We start from the raw sequence: 16,624 nt of genomic DNA, 5'->3' as shown, positions 1-16,624 counted from the left end.
GGCTCCCTGGCACGCCCGCGGAAAGCGAAGTGCCTGGAGCGGAAATCAACAGTCCAGTTGATAAATCATTTGTTAATAAAAAAAAACTGCAGACAATTGTCTGCAGCTTATGATTTAACGATCGTATATCCGATATAATAAGTAAGGATCATAATACTTCCAATAATATTTACAATTTCATAATCCGCCATGTTCATCCCACCCCTATTAGAATAAAAAACCTTAGACAAATTTAAATTATCATAATAGGAGCCTTTTACCTGTGACAAAAATAACATCTTTTTGCCGATAATGTGAATTTTTTGTGAACACTTACATAGCAAGCTTGCTGTTGCCTTTTTGAAGCTGATACATTTGATAATACTTTCCTTTCACTATCATTAGTTCTTCATGTGATCCCCGTTCAACAATTTCTCCACGATCTAATACAAGAATCTGGTCTGCATGGCGAATCGTCGATAGCCGATGGGCAATGATAAAGGTTGTTCTCCCTTTTTTCAGGACATCCAGTGCATCCTGGATCAGTGCCTCTGTCTCTGTATCAATACTGGACGTAGCTTCATCGAGAATAAGAATGGCGGGATTAAAGGCAAGTGCCCTCGCAAAGGAGATTAACTGGCGCTGGCCGCTTGATAGTGTGCTGCCTTTTTCAATTACCGGTTCATCATATCCATTTTCCAGGTTAGTAAATATCTTTTCTGCCCCTACATCCTTTAAGGCTTTCTCAACGGTCTCTCTCGTTATCGACGGGTCATTTAGACTCACATTTGAGGCAATGGTTCCTGTAAATAAGTAAGGATCCTGTAAAACAATACCCATATGATCTCGGATTGTTTGACGAGGAATCTGCTTAATATTCTTACCATCTATTTGGATTTCACCCTCTTGACAATCATAAAAGCGAAAAAGTAAATTCATAATTGAACTTTTTCCCGAACCTGTATGACCAACCAGTGCAACAGTCTGCCCTTTGTCAGCTTCAAAGTCAATATTCTTTAAAACATACTCTCCCTCTTTATAACCAAAGGAGACATTTTTGAATTTAACATTACCTTGATATCTTTCAACCCGTTTTGAACTGACGTTTTCCCCTTGTTCATCCATTAGTTTGAATACTCTTTCCCCAGCAACAAGTGCCTGTTCTAAGTTTGCCAGTTGATTAACGATTCCCTGTACTGGTTGAAAAAGACGATTCACATAGTCTACAAATGCATACAGCATCCCTAATGAAATGACTGCTGTAAGGTTTAGAGATTCCGAACCAAAATACCATATAAACGCAACAAAGACGAGATTTCTTAAGACACCTACCAAATTATGTGAGGTTAAGGCATTTAGACTCAATAGTTTATTTTGATAGGTAAAATGTTCATTATTAAGCTTTTCAAAATCCTTCTCTGTTTCCTTTTCTCTCCTGAAGGCCTGAATAATACTCATTCCTCCGATTGATTCATTAATGATTGCATTGATATCACTTATTCTTGAACGGATAACATGGTTATATTTCGAAGCAAATTTCCGATAAAGGATCATCCACGCATAGAGGATAGGCAGTAATAATAAACAAATCATCGCAAGCTTTATATTCAGGATAAATAGTGCCGCATATATACCTGTAATATAAATGGCACTTGTGAAAAATGTAGATAGAACTGTGACATATAGCTCACGGATTGCTTCCGTATCATTGGTGACTCTTGCGACTACCTTCCCTGCAGGCAAATTATCAAAGTACTGGATGGAAAGTCTCTGTATTTGACCATATACATCCTCTCGCATTTTTTGAATGATTCGGTTGGCTGATTTTTGAAGCAAATAACGTTGGCCATACTGGAAAATAGCCGAAACGACTAACAAACCGAAATATAAAATCAGCAACTTCGCAATTCCTGGAATCTCGAGTTGATAGAACCTTTTTACCTCTGCCCCAGTAAGTATCTTTGCTGGGTATTCCGCTTTCTCTGTTCCCTTTTGAACCGTTAAAACGCCATCTTCCATACTTCGCTTTCCATCAAATTCTAGAACCTGGTTAATGACTACAAATTTTGCCCCTATTTGTAAAATTCGTATCTGTTCTCCTTTTTCTTCATTGTCAGTAAAATTCTGTGTCTTTTTATAGTGCTTTCCTTGGAATTCCACCGTGTTTTTTTCGCCTTTCGTCTCATGCCATTCTGACTCAATTCCTAAAATATGATTATCAATGATATTTTTAGCAATTAAGGGGCCTGCCAAGTCAGTAGCTGCAGCAATTGTTAGCATGAACAAAGCGGCAAGGATGATTTTCTTATATGCATAGGTGTACTGGATTAACCGCCTCCCTGTATTCATGCTTTCACCTCTTCTTCCAAAGTATTTTCTACTTGTTGGAGTATATATTGCTCCTTATACCATCCGTCCTGAATGAGGAGCTCCTCATGTGTTCCTTTTTCAATAATTCCGCCCTCATCTAAGACAATAATACAGTCTGCATGCGCGACAGCAGACATTCTATGAGTGGTAATAATGGTTGTTTTATCTTTTCGTGCTTGACGAATATTATCTATAATTCTTTTTTCGGTTTTGGCATCTACTGCTGATAATGAATCGTCAAGAATAAGAATTTCCGGATCCCTGATCAATGCACGTGCAATAGAAATCCTTTGTTTTTGCCCGCCTGATAAGGCCACTCCCTTTTCACCTACTAATGTTTCCAATCCTTCAGGGAGCATTTGTAGATCCTTACGGAATGCGGCCAGATCGATAGCCCCCTCCAATTCCTGCTCACTTGCTTCTTTGTTGCCAAATAAGATATTTTCTCTAACACTTCTTGAAAACAGAACATGATCTTGAGGAACATAACCAATCCACTGGCGGACTTGATCAAGAGTTTGTTCTTCAAGCGGGATATTGGAAATGGCAAGTTCACCGGTTCCAAGCGGATATTGTCTTAATAACTGTTTAATAAATGTGGTCTTACCGCTTCCCGTCTTGCCCACAATGCCCAGTGTCTGTCCCTGCAATAACTGTACATTGATATTTTTTAGGTTATCAACGCTTGACGAAGGATAGCGGAAATTCACCTCATTGTAGTCAATCCTCTCAACGGATGAAACCTCTTTAGGTTGTGATGGATTCTCTACAACCTCTTGAAAGGAAAGTGTTTCATTTACCCTGTCGAGTGAGGCGTTCCCTCTTTGCATAATATTAATTAATTCACCAATCGCAAACATTGGCCAGATAAGCATACCAAGATAGACATTAAAAGAAACGAGGTCACCTAAGGTTATTGCTTGATTGAAAACTAAATACGCACCATAGCCCAGTCCAATTAGATAACTTATTCCTACGAGGATTTTCACAGTTGGGTCAAATAAGGAATCAATCCTTGCAACTTTAAGATTCTTTTGAAAAACCTCTTCTGTTAATTGATGAAATCTGCCCGCATCCGCTTTCTCTTGAACATAAGCTCGAATAACCCGGACACCCGCAACAGATTCTAAGACACGGTCATTTAATTCTCCAAAGGCGTCCTGTGCTTCCATAAAGCGAGTATGGATTCTTTTTCCGTAAACCTGCATGATATAAGCCATAATCGGCAAAGGCAAAATTGCAGCAAGAGTCAATTTCCAGCTAATCAAAAATCCCATAGTAATAATCAGTGTAAGCATCCAAACACTCGAATCCACCAGTGTAAGGATCCCAAACCCTGCAGTGATTGAAATGGCTTTTAAGTCATTCGTTGCGCGAGCCATTAAGTCACCCGTTCGGTTCTTTTCAAAAAAAGTAGGTGACATGGATAATAGATGATTCATGAAACGTGACCTTAGCTTCCTTTCAACCAGAAATGCTCCTCCAAATAATTTGTACATCCATACATAGGTAATAACATAGGATGAAATCATAATTACCAGGAGAATAACCAAATATTCGGCTATCTTATTTCCTGTCATGGCACCGATATGAATATCATCAATCGCCATGCCAATTAGTTTCGGCGGGACTACTTCGAGTATCCCAACAAAAATTAATAATGCAACGGCTAGTGTATATCGCTTCCAATTTTCTTTAAAAAACCAACTTAATTTCCTTAATACAGAAAACATGCTGTATTCCCCCTCTTGCCTGTACTAACACTTACTTTTTAAGAAAATAAAAAGACATACCGCAAATGTGCAGTATGCCTCAATAAAAAAGGAGACAAAAAAAACACAGGATTACGTATAAATAAACGTAACCTGTGCCTCTTAGATTTATAAATAAATACTCAAGAGATCTTTTTAGGACAGGTTACCTTTTGATATTTAGTTGATGAAATAGATGTTTTTACTACAATCATTTTGTAACCCTCCCTTTCCTTATTTTTCTTCCTTTGATAGATTATCACCAGATCATTTAAATGTCAATTTCCACTTTTCGCATTATTCTACAAATTACTAAGCCTTTTCGCAAACTTTGTTGCTATGAACAATTATTGGGAATGGTTGATTTTTCGCTTCAGGATGCTCGCTTTCCGCGGGGCGTGCGGTGAGCCTCCTCGGCGCACAGCGCCTGTGGGGTCTCACCTGTCCCGCTGCTCCCGCAGGACATTGAATAAGCTTCTTGATTAATCACCGCACGAAGGAAATGCGGTAGCATTTTCGAGGAGTCCTTCGCACCTTTCGCTCAAATCAACCTAAACTTTTCTGTTCACTAAACCTGTTTAAATAATATAATCTTTTTGAAATATCCAATTACAAAGAATTAACATTCCTTTTTTTGAAAATTTTGCGGACAAAGATTAAGTAGAACAGGGTTGGCATCGGTGCTTGGATGAGGCCAAGGATACCCCATAACCAATAATTATGATTTCGTTTCCTTGCATCCAAAAATAAATAAACGCTCTGTGTTAATAAAATAGCTACAACAAATAAAATAACAGGTAGTGAGTAATCACCGTTCATTATGACTCACCTTCCTACCAAACATCGAACCCGTATAAACGACAATAAAAGCGGTTGTAATAATTTGAAGCATGATAAAAATCGCTGGCATTTGGTAAAGACTTACGATTATTCCAGTTAATATTATTACTGCTATAATAATAAAAATGGTCAGATCCTTTACAAATTTTTTCTTTTTATTATGCTGTTCATCGATAACCATTTGATTAAACCATTGAAGGTCAGGAGTATAGATAGGGAATTGATCCATCTTGTTAAATCCCTCTTGTATCTCATGAAGTATTTCTAAGTCTAGGTTATTTAGTTGTTCGTTGTCGGGTTTGGTGAATTTCTGTTTCCTCACTTAGCTTCAGCTCCCTTCTTACAGCCTTAATACCATTATGCACCCTTGATTTTACTGTGCCTGAAGATAAATCCATCCATTGACCAATTTCATCGTATGTGTAGCCATAGTAATGCTTTAAAACGATGGGGATTCTTACATCCTCTGGTAACCTGCTTAGTGCCGCCAAGGCATCGTTCCATTCTTCATTCCTGCTTTCAAAGTGCCACTTCAACTTTCTAGAGGTTTCTTCCTGCCCTTTCCAATTCTTTTCTCTTTTTAACTTTCTGCATTGGTCAATGTATGTATTTGTTGCGATAGAAATTAGCCAGGTTGAAAATTTACTTTGTCCATTATATAGCTGGATTTTTTGAATGCATTTAACCATCGTTTCCTGTGCCAATTCTTCTGCGGTATCAGGGTTCATTGTAATCTTCATTAAATATTTTACAAGGAATGGATAATTCTCTTTAAACAACATGGCAAAGGCAAGATGATCCCCCTCTTTGGCATTTTTTATCAATGCATCCATCTATCTGCCCTCTCTTTCCCCGTCACCCATCATATTTCCTATTGAATAAGACGTGTGAAATTAAAATTCGTTCACCTTTTTACTACTATTCTTCTTAAGTGTATATTGAAATATTAACAAAAAGACGATCCCATTTGGACCGCCTTTAGACTATAAGATATTTTTGGTCACTTTTTCGTTAACTCTTTGAAACGGATTTTTGTCATTTTTTCATCAAAACTGCTATAAATACGATGATTTTTGTTATCCAAAATCCGAAAATGTTTACTGAGAATATTTTGTTGAAGAATAAAATTATTTTTCCTTGTAAGATCTTTCCACCAAATTCGACCGCCTAATGTTTTCATTCTGCGATAGTCGATACCTTCACGTGCAACAGTCTCCAAAACTTCAAGAGGTTCATTTCCAAATAAAAATTGTACCGTTTCAGTTTCTCTGAATAAAGCTACTATTGAGACAACCGTTGACCAGCCTGCCAGTACCCTTCCTTTTTCGATTTGAACAAGGGTCTTCTTTGATACACCGATGATTTCAGCCATTTTATCCTGAGTATATCCTGCTTCTGTTCGTATCAAGCGCAATTTATCGGAAACCAGTCTAATAATTTCTTCCCTTTTCATTAAAAACCCTTCCTTCATGACCTGCTAGTGTAATTTTACACCAGTTCTGCCATTTTTAAAAGAAAAAACTGCTATCAGAGATAGCAGTCAGACTTTCGAGGAATATTAAACAACCTATTATTTTATCCAATAACTAAATATTATTGTTATATGGCCTTTGAAACATGTCTGTTGATTTGTAAATTAAATAATGCACTTTTCTCTACACAATCAAAAAGTAAAAAACTTAGTAGTGAAATCTATAGTTTAAGAACATTTCTTCACAAGCTATTCCGCAAATAGTAGTCAGTAAACATTCCTTTAAAGTTGAAATCTTACAGACCAGGTTCAATTATGTTTGTATTGTTAGCCAAAAAACAAGCACCCTTAAGGATGCTTGTTTTATCATTTTAATCTTTCCTCAATTATCAGGGTTGGGAAATAATCACCAACCATATTTGTTTCCTTTTCGTTACGATTCATACTAATAGTCCCTGCATCAGGATATGTAACAGTTAGTACTTGCCAGCCTTCATGGTTTAATAACTCATCTGATAATTGACTGTAATGATTAACTGCTAAATCCTCGGCGGAAAACTGTTCCATTGGTGCTAACTCAATCGTTGCTTTTATTTCACCGTTTTTAAAAGAAACGTTATTTACTACATAAGAATAATCCTTAATAATTTCCTTCACTTTATCTTCTGTAATTTGCTGTTCTGATTGTTCCACTTTTGCTTCTTCGGCTGCTTTGGCATCCGCTTCTGCCTTAGCTTTAGCTGCTGCCTCTTCTTCTTGTTTTGCTTTTTCTTCCGCTAAACGTTTCTCTTCAGCGGCCTTAGCTTCAGCTTCCTTTTGTTTCCGCTCATCTTGCATTTTAAACCATGGAGCTGCTTTATCTACTTTCACTTGTAAATCTTTATTTTTTGTTTCAAGGCTTGCTACGGTTTCTGTTTTAGTAGAAAGTTGCTTCTTTAATTCATCTACCTTAGCATTCGCCCTATCAACTTGCTCTTGTGAAGGACCAGCTGTAGCTCCAATACTAAGAGCAATCAATGCTGTTATTACATACTTCCATCTCATTTTTAAAAATCCTAAAACCACTTTCAATTTGTAACTCCCCCTAAAGTATTTTCATATGATGACTAGTCCAATTTTACCAGAACAATATTAAAAAAGGGCTTGCCTTTATTAACTTCCTTCAATTGGTAATGAATCATCATCTTCAACAACAGTATCTGGACTTCTGAAACCATAGGGGATTGAAAAATCCTTCTTCAACTAACTTGCACGTTAGTCGAACAATGAAAAGGACGATGCCTAGTTAAAGCATCGCATCCGTTAGCGAAATAAGAATTATATATTAAGAAGTATGTAAAAAATATTTCAAGAAACCATTATATGTTTTTGAACACGTTGTTACTTCATCTAAGTCCATTCCTATAAATGGAACAGCGACAATTTGCATTTCAGTTGTTCTGGTATCGAAGGCAAATGCCGTTTCGCCACCATCGGAACCAAATATAACTAATCCTTTAGCAAATTCATAAACACTGTAACCTTCATTTAATTCAATAATTTCATCAATTGCCCATAAAACTAAATAATTTTCATCTATACTCCCTTCTGCACCGTTAGTGTATGTTATAAACTCAACATAATCATCGGGAAAAGCAACACCAAGAACAGACTCTACTTTCTTAACTTTATTCCTATCGATAGGAGGATTTAATACTAATCCATATGTATTTATCATACTGTATCACCACTTTTATAATGTTTTATATAAATAACAATTCGTAGTACGATTTGATAATTCCTTCTTCAGCTAAACTACTTCGTTACTTGAATAAAAAAAATCAGGCATTTTTCAGCAGCGCTCAGCTCACTATCTACTGCTTTAATCATATTCCGTAGTTTTGTCCTCATAAAAACTAGTGAAATAGCCCTTCCCACCTTAATTTCTCAGCATATTTTATAAGGAATATGTATATAAAGGAGGGCTATCTAATGTTTGGATATGGTGGATACGGCGGATTTGGTGGTTGTGGTGGATACGGCTACGGCGGCGTCGGTTTCGGTGGCGGTTGTTTTGCATTAATCGTTGTCTTGTTTATCTTGTTAATCATCGTTGGAGCAGTTATCTGTTTCTAAGTAAAAACCAATTACACTTTTCTTAAAAATACAAAAAAGCCCTTGTAGGGCTTTTTTGTATTTGAGAATTCCTATTAAGGTGTATGTGCAATGGAGGTTAAGCGGCTATGGTGCTTCGGCTACCTTATCATATGCATCCGTTCATGTGAATTCCCAATAGGTTAAGCCCTATTTTGGGGGAAATTTTTTTTACTTTATCAGCACTTGACTGGTATCATTGATAGCAGTCTTTCTCGATTCACTTCGGCGGAACCCCACATTGATTGGTGGAGCAGGTCTTTTCAAGGTCACACGCAGCGCATTTCCCTTTTTTAGATCTATTAATAAATTTAACTAATGCCCAAGTTGCATAGCCAAAGATCGCTGCACCGATGATAACATTTGCAATCATAATTTACACCCCTTCAAAGTTAGACAAGGCCAAACAGTCTTCCACCCTGGTATATGATTAAACATAATACATAGGCGATACCTAATGCATAAATCATCGAAAAAGCAGTCCACTTTTTTGATTCTGTTTCTTTATAAATCGTTGCCACAGTTGCTAAGCAAGGTATATATAATAGAATAAAAACCATAAAGCTATAGGCAGCAAGCGGTGTATAATAATCAACCAGCATTCCCGACAAACTAGCCGTTTCGGGAATAAAATAGATAATATTCATTGTAGATATAATCGCTTCTTTTGCCAGGAATCCAGTAATTAAGGATGCTGAAGCCTGCCATGTTCCAAACCCGATTGGTTCTAATAATGGCGCAATGACATTCCCAATTGCCGCTAAGAAACTGTCATCCATATCCACCTTTAAACCACTTGGTCCTGCATAGGACAATAGCCAGATAAAGACAGAACCTGCAAAGATAAATGTCCCTGCTTTTCTCACAAACCCTTTCCCTTTATCCCAAGTACTTCTCCATAGCGATTGAACCTGTGGAAACCGATACGGAGGTAGTTCGATAACGAATAATGATGTTTCAGATTTTAGTAATGTTTTCGAAAATACTTTTGCTAAGGTTAGAGCAACAACAATACCAAGAACATATAAGCTAAGGACAATAAATGCCTTATTCCCAGCAAAAAATGCGCCAACGAAGAGTGCGTATACTGGTAAACGTGCCGAACAGGACATTAAGGGGGTTAAAAGAATCGTCATGAGTCTTTCTCGTGGTGTTTCAATCGTTCGAGCAGCCATAACTCCTGGCACATTACAGCCGAATCCTATCATCATCGGAATAAAAGCCTTCCCATTAAGACCAACAGATTCCATAATTCTATCCATTACAAGCGCAACACGAGCCATGTATCCAGAATCCTCTAATAAAGAGATAAAGAAGAAAAGGATAAAAATTTGCGGTACAAATACAAGAACCCCTCCAACACCCGCCACTATTCCTTCAATAATCAAGGCATGGATAAAATCTGAAGCATGGATTGCGTTTAGAAAATACTCAAAGGCAAATGTAACTGGACCTGTTATAAACCCGTCTAATACATCAGACAATGGCAATCCAAGCCAATCAAAGGTTAGCATAAACATAAAATACATTAGTACCAAAAAGATCGGCATTCCTAAATAACGGTTAGTAACGATTGAATCAATTTTCTCTGATAAAGGGACACTTTCCTTCTCTCTTTGAACAGAAGCTTCAATAATTCTATCAATAGCAGCTTTTCTTTGAAGATAGATATAATTGGCCAGAGATTTACCATTATTATTTTGTTGTCTAATTTTGGACTCTAATTTAAGTTTCTGTGATTCTAGTTGGCTTGTATCAATAATATCGGCTAGATAATCACGTACGTACTCATTACCCTCAAGCCATTGTATCGCTAGCCATCGTGGTGAATGCTCCGTTTTTCCTTGGAGCGTAACGGATAATGTAGATATCACAGCTTCAATTTCTTTTCCATAATTGACAAGTATTTTCGAATCTGCCTGATTCGTTTCCGTAGATATTACCTCGGCCAACGTTTCGCAGCCCTTACCGCTTCTTGCAACCACTGGAACAACTGGTACACCTAAAGCCTGTGATAGTTTATCCGAGTTGATTTTAATACCACGATTATTGGCGACATCAATCATATTTAAACCAATATACATTGGCTTTTTGTATTCAAGAAGCTGAAGTGTTAAATGTAAATTACGTTCTAATTGAGAAGCATCTAAAATATTCAGCAAGCAATCAGCTGGTTCCTTTAAAAAGAAAGAGGTAACAACCCCCTCATCCCTAGATAATGGATTTAGTGAATATACACCTGGTAAATCAATTAATTTCCCACTATTGTTTTTGAAGATTCCTACTTTTTTTTCAACTGTAACACCGCTCCAGTTGCCAACATACTCATAGGAACCTGTTAGATTATTAAACAATGATGTCTTCCCTGTGTTTGGGTTACCTATAAGAGCAATTTCCATTATACTCGCTCCACTTCTATTAACGAGGCTTCTTTGCGTCTAAGTCCCACACATTGTCCACATGACTCAATCATGACAGGACCGCCAAAAGGCATCACACATTTGACACATACCTCCGAGCCTTCCATAATACCTAAGTCAAGCAATCGTCTTTGAACAAGGCGGCCAACATTAGATATGTCAATTATTTTTCCCTTGTCTCCTGCTTTAAAAGATCCGAACATATCTATCACCCTTATCTAGGTTAATTGAGAATGATTATCTTTCTTTATAAGGTAATTTTATCATTAAAACACGGCTCAGAAAATGCATATTGTGACAAAAGTTCGAAAAAAAAAGGAAAAGTATAAGACACTTTTCCTTTACTCATTCCTATGTCATTTTCCTCGAATCATTTTCTTTGGTGCTGCACCTATGACAAGGATTACTATAATTGCACTGACAATAAAGCTAGGAAGCATGTATGTACCATTATATACAAGTGAGTATATGGCTACAGGCTGTCCTGCAGGTGCGTATTCTCCAAAAAAGACAATTCCGGCTGCCACATGGCAGAAATAACGGAGGACACTTCCGATAAACACTCCAAAAACAGCATATATCATCCATTTCCCCTTTTTATTATCAGCTAAAGCATTTTTCACCTGCGAACCAAAAATCCCCGCTAACCCAAGAACAGAAAATGCAATTCCATAATCAATGATCCCTTGAAGCGGGCTATAAATTTGTGAAAATCCCAGGATAAACTGAAGTAAGCCAAGTAAAAATCCTGATAATATTCCTCCTTTAATCCCCCATCTAAAAGCCATCAGAAAAATAGGCACCATAGCAAAGGATATTGATCCCCCCTGTGGCCAAATTTTTAAAGATAGCAGGCCTGAAATAAAATCAAATAAAAAGGCTAGCGCTGAAAAAACAGCTACTTCTACTAAAAACAATGTGTTGTTGCGCTCTTGCTTCATTAACTTTTCCCCCTTTTGTGTTCAGCAGTGCTGACTAAGCTTTCACTCTAAGAGGAACGTTCGAAAATTACCTATTTTGCCTATATGGCGCCCCGATAAAAACAATAAAAAAAGCAATGCAAGACTTCCTAAGGATTGTCTGCATTGCTTTAATATCCGGCAAACCACCATCCCTACGCTAGCGTTAACTAACAGGTTCATAGGGTCAGAACTCGAACGTTCACTCTCAGCCGCTAGAAGCAGCTCCCCCTGTGGAAATATTCAATTGAATCCACTATGAATATACTATTAAATTATTACTTTTACAAGGAAAAGCTTTAATGGATTTTTTATTCATAAAACAAGCTCCCTCGCCATAAAATGTTAATAGCAATTACTGTACAAACCAGTACGTTTGACTGTACAGTTTTATTTTTATATAATTAGTGTTAATTTATATTGTAGAGGTGATATGATGGGGCTGTTTATCGCATTGGCGAATTAGCAGAAATCGCTGGGGTATCGAAACGAACCATTGACTATTATACGTCTATCGGTTTATTAAACGCAGAACGATCTAAATCAAATTACCGCATTTATTCTGATGAATCTTTAAAGGATTTAAAATTTATTGAAGAATGCAAGGGTTTGCATTATCCATTAGACGAGATTAAGAGAAAGCTAGATATGAAAAAAGATAAGAAGCTTCGTGATACAGAAGTGGATCAACATATAAAAGCGGTGACTAAACAAATGAAGCAGCTTCAAAGTGATTTATTTGATCTTTATCCAATATTGGCGAATTTGGATGAACATCAAAAGGCCAAGTATACAAAGAGTTTGAATCTGCTGCGGCCGTTTTTAAATGATATCCCTTCTTAATGTAACGAGTTAATTTTTGCACTTACTAGGAGGTGACTCCTTACTCGTTTATAAAACGAGATAAGGGATTATTTGGACATATTTAACTTGGTGATCATAGCCATTTTAATTGCTTTAACTGCTTTTTTTGTAGCTTCAGAGTTTGCTATTGTTAAAGTTCGGAGCTCAAGAATAGACCAGTTGATTGAAGAAGGAAATTCGAGTGCTATTACAGCTAAGAGAGTAATTTCGAATCTTGATGAGTACCTTTCTGCCTGTCAGTTAGGAATTACGATTACTGCCCTTGGTTTAGGTTGGATTGGAGAGTCAACAATCGAACATCTGCTTTCACCTCTTTTCGGTCGGATGGAAGTACCCGAGAGTGTTAGCCAAATATTATCGTTTGGGATTGCATTTGCCACGATAACGTTTTTACATGTTGTCGTAGGAGAGCTCGCTCCAAAAACATTGGCCATACAGAAAGCCGAATTAATTACTCTAGTTATGTCACGCCCGCTTATTCTCTTTTACAAAATCATGTACCCGTTTATTTGGGTGCTAAATGGATCAGCACGGATAGTGACTAGCATTTTTGGGCTAAAGCCTGTTTCTGAGAGTGAAATCGCCCATACTGAGGAAGAGCTTCGAATTATCCTATCTGAAAGCTATAAAAGTGGTGAAATTAACCAATCTGAGTTTAAGTATGTAAATAAAATATTTGAATTTGATAACCGGATTGCAAAAGAAATCATGGTTCCAAGAACAGAGATTGTTTCATTGTCAAAGGATGATACATTAGAAACCTTTCTTCAAGTAATCCGAGAGGAAAAATTCACTAGGTATCCAATTATTGACGGTGATAAGGATCATATTATCGGGCTCGTTAATATCAAGGAAATGGTGACGGATTTAATTGGTATTGAAAAACCATCAACAAAGACACTAGATTACTATACCCGACCCATTATTAGAGTAATTGAAACGATTCCGATTCATGATTTGCTTGTAAAAATGCAAAAAGAACGGATGCATATGGCAATCTTAATGGATGAATACGGTGGAACCTCAGGGCTTGTTACCGTTGAAGATATACTTGAAGAGATTGTTGGAGAAATCCGTGATGAGTTTGATATGGATGAAATCCCAGAGATTCGCAAAATTGAGGAAAACCATTATATTATTGACTCAAAGGTCTTAGTAAGCGAAGTCAATGATTTGTTGGGAGTCGATATCAATGATGAAGATATTGATACCATTGGTGGTTGGATCCTTACTGAAAATTATGAAGCAAAAGAAGGAGACCTTCTTCTTCATGATGCCTATACTTTCAAAATCATTGATATGGAAGAACATCATATTAAATATCTTGAAGTAATAAAAAATGCAAGTGCTGAAGAACAAAATAACCCTAAAATGGTGTTACCAAGTTCAGAAGTACTTTCTTAATATTGCTATATAAACAGACCTTTTTGGTCTGTTTTTTTATTTTATGTCCAATCACCCCCTACTAATATGCATATCTTATTCTAAGGGGGGATAATAAATGAAGCACTCATCATTCTTATTTTTAGCTTGTATATTGGCTGGCTTTGCCTTAAATAGCATGCCACCTGTAACTTTCTTGAGTGGTTTGGTACCATTTTTTAATATTGTTGGTGCAATAGCAATACTAATATTTTCTTTCGCTTTACTTTACTATGGTGTCAAAGCATTATTGGGGAAATCATAGGAAGTCACAAAAAGATCAGATACAATTTAGGTATCTGATCTTTTTGTTTTTTCGCGAAGTAGTTATTTGTTTCTGAGAATGATAATTTCTTCTTCTGCTTTAGCCAATTTTACTAAATGAGAATCGAGGCGGCGGTTGATATGTTGTATTTCTTCTTTGTTTTCTGTTCTCTGTATTTCCTCTATACGTTCTAAGGATTCTTTAATGTCTGATAGGTCGATTTGATTCACTTCTACTCGGTGTTCTATTCTATCCATTTGCTCTAAACGGGAAAGTCTCTTCTCAATATTTTCTAGGGTATGACTGAAATTATTAATCATAGTTTTTATTTCATTTATATTATCCGTAAGCTTTTCAAAATCCTGACCCATAATAAAAACTCCCTTATTGTTATTAATATCAGTTTAGCACCATTAACAACATATGTATGTTACAAAATAAAGAACAATTGACCTCTCCCCATTAAGGACAGGAATAAACTGATATTCCTACACTATCCAAGTTTCCATACTCTCAATACATACTCATCATGTTCTAAATCCTATGTCCAATCCTTATCCATTTAAGCCTCTAATAAATATTGTTATATTATTTACCTTTATTTAACCGTAAATTCCTAATGATGTTGGTGATTTTCTGCACTTATTTGATGGTATAAAGACAAATTATGAACTTTTTATTACAGTTTCCTAATCCCGCGAAAGTATATGAATAATATCACATGCAGATTAGCCAAAAAGCTATATCCTGGAATTAGTAAGAAATGAAGTCCTAAATCCAAAGCCACGATTACTCTGATTTTAAATTTATAACAATTTGAAAAAGGCTGGTGTATTTATATGTTTATTTCAATCGACGAAAGAGCTACTACTTGGTTTAACAAAGAATTCGAAATTAAAAAGCCCTTTACCGTTCGGATGTTTCCTCAATATGCTGGGTTTGGAGAAAAACATAAAGGATTTAGTTTAGCCTTTTCTGCAGAAACACCATCAAACGCTGGATTCACTAAAGAAGTTAATGGAATTACATTTTTTGTTGAAGGTAATGATGTATGGTTTTTTGAGGATACACAAACATATTTTTCAATAAACGACCTTTCAAATGAAATCCAAATAACTTTCAAAGAAGAAATTGCTGTTAATTAGCAGCAAATTTTTTAAAAAAGGTAGCCAACAACTGGTTACCTTTTTCAGTCTTTTAACTATAACAAACAAAGGAAAAGGTATTACCAATTTTATGTTAATTTCAGTTGAAACCGTGCTATACTTAATAATCAGAAAATTAGCAATAAATTGTGAACTTCGTTGCAAAACTAGGACTTTAATCATATAATGAAAGCGCAAACAATATAAAAACTACATACACCGACGATATGCCTGATTTTTCACCGTCTTTACACCTTACAATCAGAAAGGAGTTTAGGACATATGGGACATTCGAGGCCACAAGTGGTTTGGTTTAACCTAACATTTGATTTATCAATCATTTTAACAACCACCATTGCATCCATCATTGTTTTCCTCATTGCATACCTCACAACTAGACATCTTACGACACGAACACCGAAACAAGGGCAAAATTTTATGGAATGGATCCTGGAATTTGTTAAAGACATCATGAATAACTCAATGGGTTCAACTAACAACTTATTTATTTTATCTACCGGTGTTTCATTATTAATGTATTTATTTATCGCAAATCTTCTAGGAGTCCCCTTCGCCATTTTAACAGCAGAAGAACACCCCGTATCATGGTGGAGATCACCTACCGCTGATGCACATGTCACCATGACACTCGCAATAATGATTATTGCCTACACACATTTCATCGACATCCGCTTGAATGGTTTTAAACATTATCTTCTTAGTTTCCTCAAACCTTTTAAAGCTTTATTTGCCATTAACGTCTTAGAACAATTCGCTACCACCTTAACTCTAGGATTGAGGCTATTCGGTAATATATATGCTGGAGAAGTAATGTTAGCACTATTGGCTGGCGCTGCAACTCACGGGCTCCTCGCTGCATCGCTTGTTTCCTTACCGATGCTAATATGGCAAGCTTTTTGCGTGTTTATTGGTGCGATACAGGCATATATCTTTGTAACTCTCACTATGGTTTACATTGCTCACCGTTTAACATAATAATATAAA

Annotated in this window: 19 protein-coding genes, 1 pseudogene and 1 riboswitch; of the genes and pseudogenes, 7 read left to right on the top strand and 13 right to left on the bottom strand. The window is 36.5% G+C overall.

Features of this window, described 5'->3' with window-relative positions; all coding sequences use genetic code 11:
• Window positions 1-312: 312 nt before the first annotated feature.
• The 8 genes from NSS81_RS18755 to NSS81_RS18720 form a co-directional block, all read right to left on the bottom strand.
• Entirely contained in the window at window positions 313-2,328 is a 2,016-nt protein-coding gene (locus NSS81_RS18755; RefSeq protein WP_342430154.1) for an ABC transporter ATP-binding protein, read from the bottom strand.
• A complete protein-coding gene (locus tag NSS81_RS18750) occupies window positions 2,325-4,082 on the bottom strand; it encodes an ABC transporter transmembrane domain-containing protein (protein WP_342430153.1) in 1,758 nt (585 codons plus the stop codon). Before NSS81_RS18750 ends, NSS81_RS18755 begins: the two co-directional genes overlap by 4 nt.
• A 627-nt stretch (window positions 4,083-4,709) precedes the next feature.
• A complete protein-coding gene (locus NSS81_RS18745; RefSeq protein WP_342430152.1) occupies window positions 4,710-4,919 on the bottom strand; it encodes a sigma-Y antisigma factor component in 210 nt (69 codons plus the stop codon).
• Window positions 4,909-5,262 (bottom strand): YxlC family protein, encoded by a 354-nt coding sequence (locus NSS81_RS18740; RefSeq protein WP_342430151.1) that lies wholly within the window; start codon window positions 5,260-5,262, stop codon window positions 4,909-4,911. The genes NSS81_RS18745 and NSS81_RS18740 overlap by 11 nt, the downstream gene beginning before the upstream one ends.
• Entirely contained in the window at window positions 5,216-5,773 is a 558-nt protein-coding gene (sigY, locus tag NSS81_RS18735; protein ID WP_342430150.1) for an RNA polymerase sigma factor SigY, read from the bottom strand. The genes NSS81_RS18740 and sigY overlap by 47 nt, the downstream gene beginning before the upstream one ends.
• 167 nt (window positions 5,774-5,940) lie before the next feature.
• The gene (locus tag NSS81_RS18730; protein ID WP_342430149.1) at window positions 5,941-6,393 is read right to left on the bottom strand and encodes a helix-turn-helix domain-containing protein; all 453 of its coding nucleotides are present in this window, start codon (window positions 6,391-6,393) and stop codon (window positions 5,941-5,943) included.
• A 384-nt stretch (window positions 6,394-6,777) separates the two neighbouring features.
• Window positions 6,778-7,482: a toxin regulator gene (locus NSS81_RS18725; RefSeq protein ID WP_342430148.1), complete on the bottom strand. Its 705-nt coding sequence runs from the start codon at window positions 7,480-7,482 to the stop codon at window positions 6,778-6,780.
• Window positions 7,483-7,735: 253 nt separating this feature from the next.
• The gene (locus NSS81_RS18720; protein WP_342430147.1) at window positions 7,736-8,128 is read right to left on the bottom strand and encodes an SMI1/KNR4 family protein; all 393 of its coding nucleotides are present in this window, start codon (window positions 8,126-8,128) and stop codon (window positions 7,736-7,738) included.
• Window positions 8,129-8,382: 254 nt separating this feature from the next.
• Here NSS81_RS18720 and NSS81_RS18715 point away from each other — a divergent pair, with 254 nt between their 5' ends.
• On the top strand, window positions 8,383-8,526 hold the full coding sequence (locus NSS81_RS18715) for a YjcZ family sporulation protein (RefSeq protein WP_081954565.1): 144 nt from the start codon (window positions 8,383-8,385) through the stop codon (window positions 8,524-8,526).
• A gap of 238 nt (window positions 8,527-8,764) precedes the next feature.
• Here the strand turns inward: NSS81_RS18715 and NSS81_RS18710 are convergent, their stop codons facing one another.
• From NSS81_RS18710 to thiT, 4 genes are all read right to left on the bottom strand, one after another.
• Window positions 8,765-8,917, bottom strand: a complete 153-nt coding sequence (locus tag NSS81_RS18710) for a FeoB-associated Cys-rich membrane protein (RefSeq protein WP_342430146.1) — start codon at window positions 8,915-8,917, stop codon at window positions 8,765-8,767.
• Between the two features lie 19 nt (window positions 8,918-8,936).
• On the bottom strand, window positions 8,937-10,943 hold the full coding sequence (gene feoB, locus NSS81_RS18705) for a ferrous iron transport protein B (protein WP_342430145.1): 2,007 nt from the start codon (window positions 10,941-10,943) through the stop codon (window positions 8,937-8,939).
• Entirely contained in the window at window positions 10,943-11,167 is a 225-nt protein-coding gene (locus NSS81_RS18700) for a FeoA family protein (protein WP_342430144.1), read from the bottom strand. Before NSS81_RS18700 ends, feoB begins: the two co-directional genes overlap by 1 nt.
• A 153-nt stretch (window positions 11,168-11,320) precedes the next feature.
• Window positions 11,321-11,905: an energy-coupled thiamine transporter ThiT gene (gene thiT / locus NSS81_RS18695; RefSeq protein ID WP_342430143.1), complete on the bottom strand. Its 585-nt coding sequence runs from the start codon at window positions 11,903-11,905 to the stop codon at window positions 11,321-11,323.
• Window positions 11,906-12,057: 152 nt separating this feature from the next.
• A riboswitch (TPP riboswitch) is annotated at window positions 12,058-12,165 on the bottom strand.
• 211 nt (window positions 12,166-12,376) lie between these two features.
• Here thiT and NSS81_RS18690 point away from each other — a divergent pair.
• From NSS81_RS18690 to NSS81_RS18675, 4 genes and pseudogenes are all read left to right on the top strand, one after another.
• Window positions 12,377-12,562, top strand: a pseudogene (locus tag NSS81_RS18690) (MerR family transcriptional regulator); the annotation flags it as partial.
• Window positions 12,563-12,571: 9 nt separating this feature from the next.
• Entirely contained in the window at window positions 12,572-12,766 is a 195-nt protein-coding gene (locus NSS81_RS18685; protein ID WP_342430142.1) for a hypothetical protein, read from the top strand.
• Window positions 12,767-12,838: 72 nt separating this feature from the next.
• Window positions 12,839-14,191: a hemolysin family protein gene (locus tag NSS81_RS18680; RefSeq protein ID WP_342430141.1), complete on the top strand. Its 1,353-nt coding sequence runs from the start codon at window positions 12,839-12,841 to the stop codon at window positions 14,189-14,191.
• A gap of 97 nt (window positions 14,192-14,288) precedes the next feature.
• Complete coding sequence (locus NSS81_RS18675) at window positions 14,289-14,474, top strand: hypothetical protein (protein WP_342430140.1); 186 nt, start codon at window positions 14,289-14,291, stop codon at window positions 14,472-14,474.
• A gap of 62 nt (window positions 14,475-14,536) precedes the next feature.
• Here the strand turns inward: NSS81_RS18675 and NSS81_RS18670 are convergent, their stop codons facing one another.
• Window positions 14,537-14,845 (bottom strand): hypothetical protein, encoded by a 309-nt coding sequence (locus NSS81_RS18670; protein ID WP_342430139.1) that lies wholly within the window; start codon window positions 14,843-14,845, stop codon window positions 14,537-14,539.
• Window positions 14,846-15,313: 468 nt separating this feature from the next.
• On the opposite strand from NSS81_RS18670, the gene NSS81_RS18665 reads away from it, so the two are divergent.
• Both NSS81_RS18665 and atpB read left to right on the top strand, forming a co-directional pair.
• On the top strand, window positions 15,314-15,619 hold the full coding sequence (locus tag NSS81_RS18665; RefSeq protein ID WP_342430138.1) for a hypothetical protein: 306 nt from the start codon (window positions 15,314-15,316) through the stop codon (window positions 15,617-15,619).
• 282 nt (window positions 15,620-15,901) lie between these two features.
• A complete protein-coding gene (gene atpB / locus NSS81_RS18660) occupies window positions 15,902-16,615 on the top strand; it encodes a F0F1 ATP synthase subunit A (protein ID WP_342430137.1) in 714 nt (237 codons plus the stop codon).
• Window positions 16,616-16,624 lie beyond the last annotated feature (9 nt).

It is taken from the genome of Neobacillus sp. FSL H8-0543, assembly GCF_038592905.1.
Classification (GTDB): domain Bacteria; phylum Bacillota; class Bacilli; order Bacillales; family Cytobacillaceae; genus Neobacillus.
This window is presented reverse-complemented; position numbering and strand designations above follow the sequence as displayed.